At 69.9% G+C, this 14,054-nt stretch carries 15 protein-coding genes; 8 read left to right on the top strand and 7 right to left on the bottom strand.

All coding sequences use genetic code 11. The features are described from left to right. Positions 1–15: 15 nt before the first annotated feature. Together AB0H78_RS13630 and AB0H78_RS13625 are read right to left on the bottom strand one after the other, a co-directional pair. Positions 16–2,409 carry a PQQ-binding-like beta-propeller repeat protein gene (locus tag AB0H78_RS13630; protein WP_363234522.1) on the bottom strand — a complete coding sequence of 798 codons (2,394 nt, stop codon included), beginning with the start codon at positions 2,407–2,409 and terminating at the stop codon, positions 16–18. 191 nt (positions 2,410–2,600) lie between these two features. Continuing rightward, a complete protein-coding gene (locus AB0H78_RS13625) occupies positions 2,601–3,374 on the bottom strand; it encodes a VOC family protein (RefSeq protein ID WP_363234521.1) in 774 nt (257 codons plus the stop codon). 288 nt (positions 3,375–3,662) lie between these two features. On the opposite strand from AB0H78_RS13625, the gene AB0H78_RS13620 reads away from it, so the two are divergent. Beyond that, positions 3,663–4,310, top strand: a complete 648-nt coding sequence (locus AB0H78_RS13620) for a TetR family transcriptional regulator (RefSeq protein ID WP_329121198.1) — start codon at positions 3,663–3,665, stop codon at positions 4,308–4,310. An 87-nt stretch (positions 4,311–4,397) separates the two neighbouring features. On the opposite strand, the gene AB0H78_RS13615 is transcribed toward AB0H78_RS13620, so the two are convergent. Then, positions 4,398–4,883, bottom strand: a complete 486-nt coding sequence (locus AB0H78_RS13615; protein WP_363234520.1) for a nitroreductase family deazaflavin-dependent oxidoreductase — start codon at positions 4,881–4,883, stop codon at positions 4,398–4,400. Then, positions 4,883–6,046, bottom strand: a complete 1,164-nt coding sequence (locus tag AB0H78_RS13610; protein ID WP_363234519.1) for an acyl-CoA dehydrogenase family protein — start codon at positions 6,044–6,046, stop codon at positions 4,883–4,885. Before AB0H78_RS13610 ends, AB0H78_RS13615 begins: the two co-directional genes overlap by 1 nt. A 115-nt stretch (positions 6,047–6,161) precedes the next feature. Here AB0H78_RS13610 and AB0H78_RS13605 point away from each other — a divergent pair, with 115 nt between their 5' ends. From AB0H78_RS13605 to AB0H78_RS13585, 5 genes are all read left to right on the top strand, one after another. Then, on the top strand, positions 6,162–7,349 hold the full coding sequence (locus AB0H78_RS13605; RefSeq protein ID WP_363234518.1) for an acetyl-CoA acetyltransferase: 1,188 nt from the start codon (positions 6,162–6,164) through the stop codon (positions 7,347–7,349). Between the two features lie 1,045 nt (positions 7,350–8,394). Then, on the top strand, positions 8,395–8,703 hold the full coding sequence (locus tag AB0H78_RS13600; protein WP_363234517.1) for a hypothetical protein: 309 nt from the start codon (positions 8,395–8,397) through the stop codon (positions 8,701–8,703). A 30-nt stretch (positions 8,704–8,733) separates the two neighbouring features. Beyond that, on the top strand, positions 8,734–9,537 hold the full coding sequence (locus AB0H78_RS13595; protein WP_363234516.1) for an inositol monophosphatase family protein: 804 nt from the start codon (positions 8,734–8,736) through the stop codon (positions 9,535–9,537). 157 nt (positions 9,538–9,694) lie between these two features. After that, entirely contained in the window at positions 9,695–9,901 is a 207-nt protein-coding gene (locus AB0H78_RS13590) for a hypothetical protein (protein ID WP_363234515.1), read from the top strand. Further along, positions 9,898–10,284 carry a hypothetical protein gene (locus AB0H78_RS13585; RefSeq protein WP_363234514.1) on the top strand — a complete coding sequence of 129 codons (387 nt, stop codon included), beginning with the start codon at positions 9,898–9,900 and terminating at the stop codon, positions 10,282–10,284. Before AB0H78_RS13590 ends, AB0H78_RS13585 begins: the two co-directional genes overlap by 4 nt. Positions 10,285–10,299: 15 nt before the next feature. On the opposite strand, the gene AB0H78_RS13580 is transcribed toward AB0H78_RS13585, so the two are convergent. Together AB0H78_RS13580 and AB0H78_RS13575 are read right to left on the bottom strand one after the other, a co-directional pair. Then, positions 10,300–10,548: a DUF397 domain-containing protein gene (locus AB0H78_RS13580; RefSeq protein ID WP_363234513.1), complete on the bottom strand. Its 249-nt coding sequence runs from the start codon at positions 10,546–10,548 to the stop codon at positions 10,300–10,302. After that, positions 10,545–11,384, bottom strand: a complete 840-nt coding sequence (locus AB0H78_RS13575; RefSeq protein WP_363234512.1) for a helix-turn-helix transcriptional regulator — start codon at positions 11,382–11,384, stop codon at positions 10,545–10,547. Before AB0H78_RS13575 ends, AB0H78_RS13580 begins: the two co-directional genes overlap by 4 nt. A gap of 83 nt (positions 11,385–11,467) precedes the next feature. Between AB0H78_RS13575 and AB0H78_RS13570 the strand changes: the two genes are divergently transcribed. Beyond that, positions 11,468–11,875 (top strand): hypothetical protein, encoded by a 408-nt coding sequence (locus tag AB0H78_RS13570; protein WP_363234511.1) that lies wholly within the window; start codon positions 11,468–11,470, stop codon positions 11,873–11,875. A gap of 11 nt (positions 11,876–11,886) precedes the next feature. Further along, positions 11,887–12,543, top strand: coding sequence for a pyridoxal 5'-phosphate synthase (locus AB0H78_RS13565; protein WP_363234510.1), 657 nt, complete (start codon positions 11,887–11,889; stop codon positions 12,541–12,543). A gap of 14 nt (positions 12,544–12,557) precedes the next feature. On the opposite strand, the gene AB0H78_RS13560 is transcribed toward AB0H78_RS13565, so the two are convergent. Beyond that, positions 12,558–14,021, bottom strand: a complete 1,464-nt coding sequence (locus AB0H78_RS13560; protein ID WP_363234509.1) for a serine/threonine-protein kinase — start codon at positions 14,019–14,021, stop codon at positions 12,558–12,560. Positions 14,022–14,054: the final 33 nt, after the last annotated feature.

Genomic DNA, 14,054 nt, shown 5'->3' with positions numbered 1-14,054 from the left:
CTCAGCGGCTGACCATCAGCTCCTGCCGCCCGTGCCCGTCCCCTTCACCGCGTCCAGTGCGTACACGCACCGGTCCTTGCTGCACGCGTACACCACGCCCGCCTTCGCCACGGGCGAGCCCGTGATCTCGCCGCCCGTCGCCAGCTTCCAGCGCAGCTGGCCGCCCGCGGCGTCCAGCGTGTAGAGGCAGTGGTCCGCCGAGCCGAAGTGCAGGCGGCCCTCGGCCACGACCGGTGCGCCGACGACCTCGCCGCCCGCCGCGAACCGCCACTTCGGCGTGCCCGTCACCGCGTCCAGCGTGTAGAGCGCGCTGCCGCTGCCGACGTGGATGTTGCCGTCGGCGACCAGGACCGGCTCCACCGACTGGCGGGATTCGGTCGCGATGCGCCAGCGGTCGTTGCCGCTCGACGCGTCCAGGGCGTACACCGTGCCGAGGTAGTCCACGAGGTAGACCCCGCCCCCGGCCACCGCCGGGCCCGGCGCGAAGGCGGGCGGGGCGAGGAAGACCGCGGGGGCTTCGAAGTGCCAGCGGACGTGTCCCGACGTCCGGTCGATCGCCAGGACCCTGGTTCCCGCGGCGACGTACACATAGCCGTCGTCCGCCGGGGCGACCCGCACCGGGACTCCTCCGCAGGAGGCGGCGTCGCCGACCGGGTAGGACCAGCGCTCGGTTCCCGTACGGGCGTCGAGGGCGTAGAGGCGGGCGTCCTTCCAGACGTACACCGTGTCCGCGTCGAGGACCGGGCCCGCCTCCGGGGTCTCGAAGTCGGCCTGGCCGCCGGTCAGTTCCCACAGCCTGTCGCCGTTGGAGGCTTCCCGCGCCTGTACGCCGCCGCCGCGCGTCGCGGTGATCACCGTGCCCCGCTCGGCCTGCAGCGCGTACACCCAGGCATCCGTCTGGAGCCGCCAGCGGTCCGTGCCGTCCCTGGAGTCCAGTGCGTAGAGCGTCGGCCCGTCGGAGGCATGGATGCGGCCGCCGGAGACCGCCATCGACCAGGCGACGTCCTTGGTCTTGAACTGCCTGCGACCGCTGCCCACATCGAGCGCGTGCACCTCGAAGGAGGTGACGTAGAGCAGTCCGTTGTCGACGATCGGGGTGCCCCACACGTCGTTGGACATACGGAACCGCCACGGCCGCCAGCGCGGCGCACCTTCCGGAGCCTGCGCGGGTACGGCGACGGGCGGGGCCGCCACCGCGGCCTCGGTCCCGTTGAGAGCTCCGCCGGCGGGCGGCCGGATCCAGCCCGTCGCGGGGCCGGCCTCGGCCACCGCGTGGGACCGCACCTCGGCGGCACGGGGCCCGGGGCCGATCGGCACCGGGGCGCCCGGCAGACGGACCGGGCCATCGGCCGGTGCGATCCGCCAGTCGCCCTGCTCCTGGGGCTGGTGCTGATGCTGCTGGGCCTGCTGCTGCGGCTGCTGGTTCTGGTGCTGTTGGTTCTGGTGCTGCGGCTGGTACGCCGGCCGCGGCGGCGGCGAGGGCTGGGCCGTGGGGCGCTGCGCGGCCGGTGCGCGGCCGCCTCTGCGCTGCTCGATCATCGCGGTGGCCCGCGAGGGCAGCCAGGCCGACGCCGTACCGCTGTCGTCGCTGCCCGACGAGAAGAGGTGCGGGGCCAGCTGGGCCTGGAGGTCCTCGGGGCTCGGCCGGTTGAGGGCGTCCATCTGCATGCACGCCTCGATCAGCGGGCGCAGCTCGGCGGGCAGGCCGTTCGTGTCCGGCCCCTCCCTCAGCAGCATGAAGACGGTCTCCACCGGATTGGCCCCGTGGAAGGGCGCGTGCCCGGTCGCCGCGAAGATCAGCGTCGAGCCGAGCGAGAAGACGTCGCTCGCGCCCTTCACGCTGCGCGAGTCCTTCGCCTGCTCGGGCGACATGTACGCAGGGGTGCCCACAGCCACGTTCGTCATGGTCAGACGGGTGTTGGAGACCCCCGATGCGATCCCGAAGTCGATGACGCGGGGGCCGTCCTCGACGACGAGGACGTTGGACGGCTTGAGGTCGCGGTGGACCAGACCCGCGCCGTGGATCGACTGCAGGGCCTCGGCGATCCCCGCCGCCAGCCAGCGCACCGCCTGGGCCGGCATCGGCCCGCACTCATTCACTATTTCTTCGAGAGAGGGGGCGGGTACGTACGCGGTGGCCAGCCAGGGCACGGCCGCCCGCGGATCGGCGTCGACGACGGCCGCCGTGTAGAAGCCGGAGACGGCCCGCGCGGCCTCGACCTCGCGCGTGAAGCGCACCCGGAACAGCTGGTCCTCGGCGAGCTCGGTCCGTACCGTCTTGATCGCCACGCGCCGGCCCGAGGCCGAGCGCGCGAGGTACACGAGCCCCATGCCGCCGGCGCCGAGCCGTCCGAGCACCTCGAACGGCCCGATCCGCCTCGGATCGTGCTGCGTCAGCTGCTCCACCACTTGCCTGCCACCTCCCCGTACGGGCCCTGCAATGAATGCAGCCCCGTGCAGCGTCTCACCCCTGAGCGCCACCCGGCGGCGCGCACCCTGATTGTTCCTGCCTGGGGCGGTGGTGGCGAACCCGGGTGCGGATCGGGGTGTCCCGGTGCAATCGGGGGCAAGAGGGCGGTCCTGCGGAGATCAGGGCCGGGTCAGGGCTGGAGGACGGCGAAGGTGGCGCCCTGGTCGTCGTTGAGGATGGCGATGCGTCCGTACGGAATGTCGAAGGGCGGCTGCAGCACCCGCCCCCCGAGGCGGGTGGCCGTGGCCACTGCCGCGTCGCAGTCGGCCACCTGGAAGTAGAGGAGGAAGTAGGCGGGGAGCTCGTCGGGCATCTCGGGCCCGATCACGCTGCGTCCGCCGACGGACGTCTCCGGGCCCGGCTCTGCGCCCGCCGGGGACCAGATGCGGAAGTCGTCCGTGCCCTCGCCGACGTCCTGGCTGCCGAAGCCGAAGACCTCTTCGTAGAACGCGTCGACCGCCTCGGGGAGCCGGGTGTGGACCTCGACCCAGCAGTAGGCGCCGGTGGCGCGCTGCTTCTCGAAGCCCTCGTGCTGCGCCGCCTGCCAGAGGCCGAAGACCGCACCGCCGGGGTCCATGGCGACCGCCATCGTGCCGTGCGGACCGACCTCCATGGGGGCGAGCACGACCTGCCCGCCCGCCTCCTTCACCGCTTCCGCGGTGGCGGCGGCATCCGCGGTGGCGAAGTAGACGGTCCAGACGGTCGGCATGCGGCCGTCCTGCTTGGGTGCCAGTGCGGCGACCCTCTTCCCGTCACTGAAGGCGTTCGTGTAGAAGCCGTACTTCTCGTCGGCGTCCTCGTCGAAGGTCCAGCCGAAGAGCTCGCCGTAGAAGCGCTTGCCCGCCTCCAGGTCGTCGAGCTGCGCGTCCGCCCAGCAGGGCACACCGTCTGCGAATGCGGCCATGGGGGCCGTCCTTTCTCCACACTCCGCTGCTTCACTCACTGCTTCACTGTGACGCCCGTCACGCCCGTCATCCCCAAACTAACGGCGCCCCTCCGTTTCCGCAGCCAGTCAAATCGAACATACGGCCCATTATCCCCTTGGGGCACCCCACGCTCGAAGACTTGTCCACAGAAACAATCCACAGGCTGTTGATAAGACTATTCGGGGCACAGCCCCGTCAGGTTCCGGCCGAGCCCCATTTGCAGTCGGCCGAATCGCGCTCCGATCACCCCTCGGTAAGCTGACGGCATGACAGGACAAGTACGCACCGTCGACGGCCGCGTGGCCGGACGACGCGGCCAGGCGACGCGGCAGAAGCTGCTCGACTGCCTCAGCGAGATGCTCAGCTCCTCGCCGTACCGGGACGTCAAGGTCATCGACGTCGCCCGGAAAGCGGGGACTTCACCTGCGACCTTCTACCAGTACTTCCCCGACGTGGAAGGTGCCGTCCTGGAGATCGCCGAGGAAATGGCCAAGGAGGGCGCGGGGTTGACCTCCCTCGTCTCCGGCCGTTCCTGGGTCGGCAAGGCCGGATGGCAGGCCGCGGAGGAACTGGTCGAGGGATTCCTCGACTTCTGGCGTCGCAACGACGCGATCCTCCGGGTCGTCGACCTCGGTGCTGCGGAGGGCGACAAGCGCTTCTACAAAATCCGTATGAAGATCCTCAACTCCGTGACCAACTCCCTTACGGACGCGGTCAAGGAGCTCCAGTCGAAGGGCAAGGTCGACGCCGACGTCAGCCCGGCCGCGATGGCGGGATCCCTGGTCGCGATGCTCGCCGCAGTGGCTTCGCACCAGAAGGGCTTCCAGACCTGGGGCGTCAAGCAGGCCGAACTGAAGCCGAACCTCGCCCTGTTGGTCCACCTGGGCATCACCGGCAAGAAGCCGGTCAAGTAGGCGAGCGGACTCCGCGCCACGTCCTGTCGCGCCGACGGCGGATCACATCAGGGTGATCCGCCGTCGTCGTCTCCGCAGCCTGGAGCGTCAGCGTCGTACTACTCCGAACAGCCGGATCTCGCGGTCGATCCTCGCCTGGTACGTCGCGTACGGCGGCCAGAACTTCAGGGCCGCCTCCCACACCTCCGCACGCTCCTCCCCCTCCAGGAGCCGGGCGCGCACGGGGATGTCCGTACCCTTCCAGCTCACGTCGGCCTCCGGGTGAGCCAGCAGGTTCGCGGTCCAGTTGGGGTGCCCGTCGCGGCCGAAGTTGGACCCGACCAGCACCCACTCCCCGTCCCCCACCGGCATGCACGCCAGCGGAGTGGTGCGCGGGACACCGGACTTGGCGCCCTTCACGGTCAGGATCAGCCCCGGCAGCATCTGGGCGCTGAGCATCACCTTGCCGCGCGTCAGCTTGTGTACCGTCCGGTCCATCGCAGGGATGAAATGCGGCGCGTACTTCGCGAAGGCCCGGGTCGACGAGACCTTCTGGATGAGCTTGATTCCTGGCTTGCTCCTGGCCGGCGACATCAGACCGCGACCTCTCCTTCGAACAGCCCGGCCCCGTCCGCGGCATGTCCGCGGAGCCGGTGCACGGGCCCGAAGAGAAGATCGTCCCCGGCCGCGCGCTTGAAGTACAGATGCGCCTCGTGTTCCCAGGTGAAGCCGATCCCGCCGTGCAGCTGGATCGCCTCGGCCGCGGTCGTCCGCAGCGCTTCCAGGCCCTGGGCGAGGGCGAGGCCGCCGGCGGACGGGTCCCACGCCGCGTAGTACGCGGCCGACCTGGCGGCCTGCACGCCCACGTACAGATCGGCGAGGCGGTGCTTCACCGCCTGGAAGGAGCCGATCGCGCGCCCGAACTGCTCGCGCTCCTTCACGTATTCGACGGTACGGGCAAGAGCCTGATCGGCGGCCCCGACCGCCTCGGCGGCGAGGACGGCGGCAGCGACGGCACCCACCGCGGCCAGCGCGCCGGGAACATCCGCGTCGTCACGCTCCCCCAGCAACTCGGCTTCAGCGTCACGGAGTTCGATTCTGGCCTGCGGCCGGGTCTCGTCCAGGGCGGTGAGCCGGGTGCGCGCAAGCCCCGGCGCATCGTCCCGTACGAGAAAGAGCAGCGTCCGGCTGCGCGCGAAGCCCCCCGCATGGGCGGCGACCAGCAGCAGCCCCGCGCTGTGCCCGTACAGCACCTGCTCGACCTGCCCGTACAGCCGCCACGCCCCGTCCACGATGCGCGCCTGCACCCCGCCCGCACGCCCGCCGCCCGCCCAGTCGCCGTCGTTGGGCCCGGTCAGGCCGAGGGCGGCGCCGAGCGGGGCGGCGAGGGTGGCGGTCAGCGCACCGGCGGCCACCTGGGGGAGCAGGGAGGCGCGCTGCGCTTCGGAGCCCAGGGCCGCGATGAGCGGGGCCGCGAGCACGGCCGTCGCGATGAGCGGGGAGGGCAGCAGCGCGCGCCCGGTCTCCTCGCAGGCCAGGGCGAGTTCGGCGGGGCCGCAGCCCACGCCTTCGTACTCCGCGGGGAGGGCGAGGCCTGGCAGCCCGAGCTGCTGGGCGAGGGTGTTCCAGAGCTCGCTGTCGTACCCGGCTGGGAGACGTACGGCGGCCTTGACCTCGTCCGGACCACAGCGTTTGGCCAGCAACTCGCGTACGGTGCGGCGGATCTCGTCCTGTTCCGCGGTGAAGGCGGCATCCATCGACGGGCCCCTCTCCTGATCTGACGGCGCGTCATGTTAGGACGGCGGGGGCGAGATGCACAGGGTGCGGACACCTCCTGTCCTGGGTCACCGCATCTGATGTACCGTCAGATTCATGTCCTCTGCGATCTCCAGCTCCAACTCCAGGCGCAAGGTCGCCATAGCCGGCGTGGCCCTCTCGGACTGCGGCAAGGTCGACGAAGCCACCCCCTACGCCCTGCACGCCCAGGCCGCCCGCCGCGCCCTGGCCGACTCGGGACTCGACCGCTCCGTCATCGACGGCTTCGCCTCGGCGGGACTGGGCACGCTCGCGCCGGTCGAGGTGGCCGAATATCTGGGCCTGAAGCCGACATGGGTGGACAGCACGGCAGTCGGCGGCTCGACCTGGGAAGTAATGGCGGCCCACGCGGCGGACGCGATCGCCGCCGGCCACGCGAACGCGGTGCTGCTGGTCTACGGCTCGACGGCGCGGGCGGACATCAAGGCGAGGCGGCGGACCTCGAACCTCTCCTTCGGCGCACGGGGCCCGCTGCAGTTCGAGGTCCCGTACGGCCACTCCCTGATCGCCAAGTACGCGATGGCCGCACGCCGCCACATGCACGAATACGGCACGACACTGGAGCAGTTGGCCGAGGTCGCGGTCCAGGCCCGTACGAACGCGGCGACGAACCCGGACGCGATGTACCGCACCCCGATCACGGTCGACGAGGTGCTGTCGGGCCCGATGATCGCGGACCCCTTCACCAAGCTCCACTGCTGCATCCGCAGCGACGGCGGCTGCGCGGTGCTGCTGGTGGCGGAGGAGTACGTACAGGACTGCGCAAAGCCGCCGGTCTGGATCCTGGGCGCGGGCGAGCACGTCTCCCACACGACGATGTCGGAGTGGGACGACTTCACGGTCTCCCCGGCGGCGGTGAGCGGCCGCCTGGCCTTCGAACGGGCGGGAGTGACCCCGGCGGAGATCGACGTGGCGGAGATCTACGACGCGTTCACCTACATGACCCTGGTGACGCTTGAGGACCTGGGCTTCTGCGCGAAGGGAGAAGGCGGCGCGTTCGTGGAGAAGGGCCGCCTGCTACGGGACGGCGGCCTGCCGACGAACACGGACGGCGGCGGCCTCTCGGCCCAACACCCGGGCATGCGCGGCCTGTTCCTGCTGGTGGAGGCGGTACGCCAGCTGCGGGGCGAGGCGGGCGACGGCCAGGTCAGGAAGGCAGGGGGCCGCCTGCCGGAGCTGGCGGTGGCATCGGGAACGGGCGGCTGGTTCTGCTCGTCGGGGACGGTGGTGCTGGGTCGGGGGTGACGCTTGGGGGGTGGTTGGCTGGCGCCGTGAACCCGGTGGCTCTTGTCGGGGTCGGATGGGTGGGCCCCCCTGCCGACCGATACCTGGAGTGTGGCGTTTCCGGGGCGGAGTAAAGGGCGCGACTACGTCGCGTCGGCTACGCCGATTCCGCTGCGCTCCACCCTTGACACCACCCCTCCACCGCAAAAACTTGGCGGCTATCGGTCGGCAGAGGGTCCTGGCCGCATAAAGGGGAAGGTCACCTGGGGTGCGGTCAGCCGGGGACGACACCACACCCGCCAGTGGCTGGGCCGGCGGCCCGGTCCGCCACCCGCACCGGGCGCGGGCGAACCACCGCACCCGCTGGACGGGTAGCGCGGGCCTGCTCGGCGAGTGCGGGACGGCGGACCGGACCCCTCAGCGTGCGATCCGCGCCCCTAACTGAACACACACTCACCCCACGCCCGACGAACACCAGACACACACGCATCGTCGCAGGTCACAGCCCTGCACCCCGAGGACAGGATGGTTGAAGGCTCAAGTGGGTCACCTAAGGGGCACCCCACCGCCCCTGCCCACCCAAAACAGCGGCCAGCGGGGCATGAACACCCGCCCCACGACGGCCCCTTGACGCCGAACCGAGAGCGGCAGCCCCATGCAAGTCGTGCGACCTCCACCCCCAACCCGGGGAGCGGAGCTCCACCTTGGATGCTGTGACGCCAACCGCCCCGCCGAAGTGCCCCGCAGACAAACCCTTCAGCTCATCCGGCCCGCACTAGCAGCGCGGTGTACGCGAAGCGCCCGCCCCAACGCGGCAGCAGCCAGCCGGACGAGCCCCCAAGGGCTCGGCCTACGACGCGCAGCGTCGTACATCACTCACACCAACAACCACACAACCCGCCACCGCGCGCAGCGCACCCACCGACGCACGCCCCCCACCTGTTCGTCGTAGCTGCCTCCTTGCGCCGAAGGCGCGAAACGCCGCGCAACAGCCCCACCCACCCGAAGCCCACCACCCAGCGTCGAGGCGGTGACGCACGCACATGCACGTGCCATGATGCGCCCCATGTACATGATCACCGCTGCGGCGGCTGCAGATTCCTCCACCCCGACCGGGACTCTCATATTCCTCGGCGTGCTGGGACTCGCGGCGGTCTGCTGGGGAGGACGGTCGGCCTTCGACGTGCGGGGCGCCGTGGGCGTCATGATGGCGCGCCGTCGGGCCGCTCTCCAGCTGAGGGCCCAGCAGACCGGCAATCTGGGCCTCGTCGAGACCGATTGGGCCGGGCCGTGGTACTTCCGGCTCGTCGGCAGCGTTGTCGCCCTGGCGGGACTTGTCATCCTGCTCCTGGTCGCGATTCTCGCAACCACCTGACGCACGGGCTCACTCGTTACCCTGCTCGGCATGATCAGTTCATACGCGGGTTCCGAAGATGCCGAGGTTGCGATAGCTGCGGTACGTGCCGGGGCGGATGTCGTGCGCGCGATGTACGGACAGCGAATCGCCCGTATCGACAAGGGGGGCGGGGACTTCGCGACCGCCGCCGACGTGGAGGCGGAGAGGGTGATCCTCGACGTCCTCCGCACCGCCCGGCCCGATGACGCGATTCTCGGCGAGGAGGGCGGGCAGCAGGGGGCGACGGCGTCCGGCGCCAAGCGCCAGTGGCTCGTGGATCCCCTGTGCGGCACGCTGAATTACGCGGTCGGCAACATGCTGGTCGCCGTGAATGTCGCGTTGCGCGACGGGGCGGCGGCGGTGGCCGACCCGTTCAGCGGCGAGGTCTTCTTCACCGATGGGGAGACCGCCTGGGTGCGGCGCGATGAGGAAGACGCCCGGCTGAAGCCCACTCCCGCAACCCAGTTGGTGGACGTCAACCTGGATGCGCCGTTCCCGAGCGCGCCTGGATTCCGGGGCGTGGACCTGCTGGCGCACCCCGAGTTCGGGCGGCACTTCCGGCCCAGGGTCGTCTCCACGACGCTCGCCGTGGCCTGGGTAGCGGCGGGCAGGCGCGCCGCGTACGTCACCGACGGCGGCGACCTGTCCGGCAGCGTGCACTTCGCTGCCGGGATCGCGCTGTGCCGCGCCGCCGGCTGCGTGGTCACCGGGATCGACGGGGTCCCGATCAGTGAGGGCGGGCGCGGGCTGGTAGTCGCCGCCGACGCGGAGACCCACGGGCGGCTGATGTCGATGATCCGCAGCCGGGGGTAGGGCGCCACAGATTCCAGATGTGGAGGCACCGGCCGCCTCTGCTGTGCGGGCCCTCTCGTTACCTCCGCTGAGCACATGAGATCAGGAGGGCAAAATGAGCACCATAAATACGACGGCCTCTACCAGGGCTGGTACCAGTCGCGGTACCATTAGTGGTATGCCAGCGATCAACATCGAATTCACCGTTGAAGAACTTGAGCGCATCAAGGCTCGGGCCGCCTCCGCGAACAAGTCGATGCGGGCCCACGCGCATGACGTGCTCGTGGATGAGGCCGACCGGCTGGCCTTTGTCGAAGGCGCCACCGCCATCGCCCGCCGTATGCTGCCCCACGCTCTGGCAGAGTTCCCGGAGGGGCAACGTTGAGCCCAGTCATCCGCGTCGACATCGGCTGGGTCCTCCACGTCCAAGCCAGCGTCGCACCCCTCAATGTCCCCATCGACGACTGGGGCGCCCTCGGGTACATGGCCAGCCGTCACATGTTCGAGCGTGAGACCGGCTCCCTCTACTACGAGGAGCCCTCCGTGCGCGCCGCGACCTTCCTGCACACAGCGCTGCTCCTGCGGCCGTTCGCCGACTTCAACATGGTGATCGGCTGGTCCTGCGCGGAGATGTACATGATCGGGTCCGAGGAGCCCATCGTCGTCGAACCCAAGGACGTTCACGTCCTGACTGGGCAGGTCCGCGCGCAGGAGATCGGCCTGCGGGACATCGCCCGCCGCATCGAGTCCTGGCGCACGGCCGCCTGACTCAGGCCCGAGCCGTCACCCGGTCGCTTCGGTGAGCGTGACGAACGCGGACCAGGCGGCCGGGGTGACCGTGAAGGTGGGGCCGTCGGGGATCTTGGAGTCGCGGATGTGGATGGCGTGGGGGTGGGCTGCGATCTCTACGCAGGCGCCGCCCTCGTTGTTGCTGTAACTGGACTTGCGCCAGGCGTAGGCCACCTCGACGCAGTTACCGCCCTCGTTGCCGCTGTAACTGCTCTTGAACCAGGCCAGCTTCTCGGTGGTCACAGTCGCTCCGCCGTCCTCTCGATCAGTTCTGCGGACTTCCAGGGCGTGAGCGCCGCGGCGCGCAACGCGCCGAAGCGGTCGATGAGTTGATTGACCTCCTGCGGCTTGGAGATCAACGTACCGCCGCCAGGCCGGTCGGCGTACCCCCAATTCCGCCCGTCCGGCGCGCTCGCCAACTGGAACGGGCCATCCATCCCCGCGTGCGCGAACCCCTCCGTCGGCATCACCTGCACCGTCACGTGATGCATCGTCCGCATACATTCCAGTACATGCAGCAGCTGATTCCTCAGCACCGTCTTGCTGCCCAATGGCCTGCGCAGCACCGACTCCTCGATCACGTACGCCACCATCGGCAGCGGGTTCCGCTTGAGCACCGCCTGCCGTTCGAGGCGCGCCCCGACGTTCTTCTCGATCTCCGATTCCGGCAGTTGCGGGATCCTGACCTCGTACAGCGCCTGGATGTAGTCCTCGTTCTGGAGCAGGCCGGGGACCAGCATGTTCTCGTACGCGCTGATGCTTGCCGCGACCTTCTCCAGGCGTACCCAGCCCACGAACGTGCGCGGGTACTTCTCCTCCTCCATCAGAGGAACGCACGACTTCAGCGCACCCCGCGCGTCCAGCAGCAGATCCGCATCCGTGAGGTAGGTCGTCGTGGGGATCCGCTCGCCCCGCTCGTACGCACCCGCCAGCGACTCCGACACCAGCAGCCGCTCGCTCACCTCCAGCCGAGTCAGACCCGCCCGCGCCCGGAAATTCCTCAGCAGTTCGCCCACGTGCAGGCGCGCCGGTGAGGGCGAGGCCGCGTTCGTCTCGGTCGTCTTGTTGTTGGCCGTCATGGGGCCACCGCCCTCTCCACATCTCGCCGATGTGTACCCCGTACGGCTAGTAACGCTACGCAATCACCCCGAAGCTCGTAGGTATGACAAGAAAAGTGACCCCCGACTGGGTACCCGCTTCCGGCCACCAACTCCGGCTCACCGGAGTCCACTTCGACGCCATCCGGGTACGCGGCGTACGCGGCGAGGCCGTCCTGCATCACCTCGCCATGCTCACCGGTGGCGAACCGGGGCCCGTCGTGCGGGAAGTCGCCGGTGGGCGGTGGACGTACTTCCTCATTCCGCCGGGGACCAGCAGGGGGCACGACTGGCCGCCTGGCGCGACCTGTTTCGGGCCCTCCGTACGCGACCAGTACATCGGCATCCCCGCCGCCTACGGCCACACCTATCCCCTCCACTGGCGGTGCGATCCCCCGGGCGTCGGCGAATTCGTCGACCCTTCGCTCCTCCATGTGGTGGTCACCGCGCAGCTCTGTCATGACCCTGGGTGAGAATCGGCCCCATGGACTTTGTCTCACTTCTGCACAGCCAGCGCGTCTGGGACCTCCCCGAACTCCCCCACTTCGACCCCGCCACCGCGCCCTCCACACCCCTCCCCCTCTTCCACACCTGGTTCGCCGCCGCCGTTGCCGCCGGGCAGACCGAGCCGCACGTGATGTCGCTCGCGACCGTGGGCGAGGACGGGTTTCCCGACGTACGGGTCCTGATGCTGCACGGCGCCGATGAACGCGGCTGGCACTTCGCCTCCCACTCCACCAGCCGCAAGGGCGCGCAGCTCGCCGCCCGCCCCCACGCCGCGCTCGGCTTCTACTGGCCCGCGCAGGCCCGCCAGATCCGGGTGCGCGGAACAGTGACCGCCGCCCCTTCCGCCGAGAGCCAGGCCGATCTGCACGCCCGCTCGACGGGGGCACTCGCAGCGGCGATGACGGGGCGGATGAGTGAAGTGCTGGGCTCGCAAGAGGAGTTGATGGAGGCTTCCGCCGCCGCCTGGCAGCGCGCGCAGGTGGAACCCGATGCCCCCGTACCGACCTGGACTCTGTACGTACTACAGCCCACAGAGGTCGAGTTCTTCCAGGGGGACACGCGCCGGCAGCACGTACGGCTGCGCTATCGCCTTACAGATGAGGGGAGTTGGGCCAGCGAGCTGCTCTGGCCCTAGGCGAGTCGTTGGTCTCACACGGGCACATCGAGGCCGGCCGGCGGGGTCGCGCTCACCTCATGACAGGCGGCGACAAGACTCTGGTAGTACTGGCGACGCAAACCGTCGTTACGGCCACCGGCTCTGTAGACCTCACCCACGTTGCCCAGGGTGATTTTCACTTGACCCGAGACTGAGCGCGGGTCGCTGGAGGCACTCATTCCGGTGGAGCGGGCACGCAGGTTTGCCCCCAGCTGCTGCGCGGCGACGGTCATGGCCGTGTCGCTTCGCATCGCCGAATCGCTCAGCAGTGGATACGCCGCGTATAGGGCCTTGATGTCCTCAAAGGACTGGCTGCAGGCAGACTTCGCCTTGGAGTCCGTGGAGGGTTGGTGGTTCAACGCCCACCCACTCCAAACCCCCGCAACAACGAGGACGGCCTTGCCTGCCGATGCCCAACGGCGGTTCCGTCTCAGTTTCCTGGCTCTTTCAACGGCCCTCTTCTTCGACTGCGGCGTCGCCACAGGCTGCCTCGTGGCCTGCGCCACGGGCTGCTTCTCGGCCTGCACCGCGGCCTGCTTCCCACCCTGTTCTCCGGCGGCCTGACCGGCACTCAACCCCCGTAGCACCACCGCCAGTTCGGCCGCCCCCGAGTAGCGTCGCTCCGGCTCCTTGCTGAGCAACCGCAGCAGCACCCGGTCCCAGGCGGCAGGTATCCCCGGCGCCACCGAGCTGGGCGTGGGCGGCGTCTGGGTGAGGTGGGCCGTCACGTAGCCCATCGAGTCCGTGGCGGTGAAGGGCAGTCGTCCGGTGACCAGTTCGAACAGCAGGCAGCCGAGCGCGTACAGGTCGCTCCTGGTTTCCGGCAGGCCCCGCGCCTGCTCGGGGGCCATGTACGGGGGTGTGCCCACGATGAAGCCGGGCTCGGTGAGGCGATCCGCCGTGGCATACGGACCGGCCGCCCGTGCGATCCCGAAGTCGAGCACCTTCACCAGGCCGGATGGGGTGACCAGCACATTGGCGGGTTTGATGTCCCGGTGGAGCACTGCCGCCTCGTGCGCGGCCGCCAGCGCCTCACTGATCTGCGCCCCCCACTTCGCCGCATCCGCCAAGGCCACCCGCCCTCGCCGCAGCACCGTATCCAGCGACTCACCCGGAACCAGCTCCATCACCAGGAACGGCACCTGGCCGACTTCGGTGCCGGCCTCACCCATGTCGTGCACCGTCACGATGTTGGGGTGCTGCAGCGCCGCCGTGATCCTTGCCTCGCGCAGGAATCGGGCCCGCACCGCATCCCCGCGGCCGCCGGGTTCAGCGAGCATCGAGACCACCTTGACGGCAACATCGCGCCCCAGCCTCTCGTCCCGCGCCGCCCACACCTCCCCCATGCCGCCGTGGCCGATGCCCCTCACCAGTCGGTAACGCTCACCGAAACGCCGCCCCTCCATCGCCGAACTCCCCCCACCCGAATGACAGATCTCGATGGGCTCGCGTCCCACCAATCCACTCCCGCTCCTTGGATAGTTGCATTA

Source organism: Streptomyces sp. NPDC050738 (assembly GCF_040654175.1).
Classification (GTDB): Bacteria; Actinomycetota; Actinomycetes; order Streptomycetales; family Streptomycetaceae; genus Streptomyces.
The sequence above is the reverse complement of the archived record's forward strand: the minus strand, read 5'-3'. Positions and strand labels throughout refer to the sequence as shown.

Bases quoted from the DNA above. Each gene is read 5' to 3' on its own strand.
- AB0H78_RS13625 (WP_363234521.1), bottom strand. From the start codon at position 3,374: ATGGCCGCATTCGCAGACGGTGTGCCCTGCTGGGCGGACGCGCAGCTC.
- AB0H78_RS13620 (WP_329121198.1), top strand. From the start codon at position 3,663: ATGACAGGACAAGTACGCACCGTCGACGGCCGCGTGGCCGGACGACGC.
- AB0H78_RS13615 (WP_363234520.1), bottom strand. From the start codon at position 4,883: ATGTCGCCGGCCAGGAGCAAGCCAGGAATCAAGCTCATCCAGAAGGTC.
- AB0H78_RS13610 (WP_363234519.1), bottom strand. From the start codon at position 6,046: ATGGATGCCGCCTTCACCGCGGAACAGGACGAGATCCGCCGCACCGTA.
- AB0H78_RS13605 (WP_363234518.1), top strand. From the start codon at position 6,162: ATGTCCTCTGCGATCTCCAGCTCCAACTCCAGGCGCAAGGTCGCCATA.
- AB0H78_RS13600 (WP_363234517.1), top strand. From the start codon at position 8,395: ATGTACATGATCACCGCTGCGGCGGCTGCAGATTCCTCCACCCCGACC.
- AB0H78_RS13595 (WP_363234516.1), top strand. From the start codon at position 8,734: ATGATCAGTTCATACGCGGGTTCCGAAGATGCCGAGGTTGCGATAGCT.
- AB0H78_RS13590 (WP_363234515.1), top strand. From the start codon at position 9,695: ATGCCAGCGATCAACATCGAATTCACCGTTGAAGAACTTGAGCGCATC.
- AB0H78_RS13575 (WP_363234512.1), bottom strand. From the start codon at position 11,384: ATGACGGCCAACAACAAGACGACCGAGACGAACGCGGCCTCGCCCTCA.
- AB0H78_RS13570 (WP_363234511.1), top strand. From the start codon at position 11,468: ATGACAAGAAAAGTGACCCCCGACTGGGTACCCGCTTCCGGCCACCAA.
- AB0H78_RS13565 (WP_363234510.1), top strand. From the start codon at position 11,887: ATGGACTTTGTCTCACTTCTGCACAGCCAGCGCGTCTGGGACCTCCCC.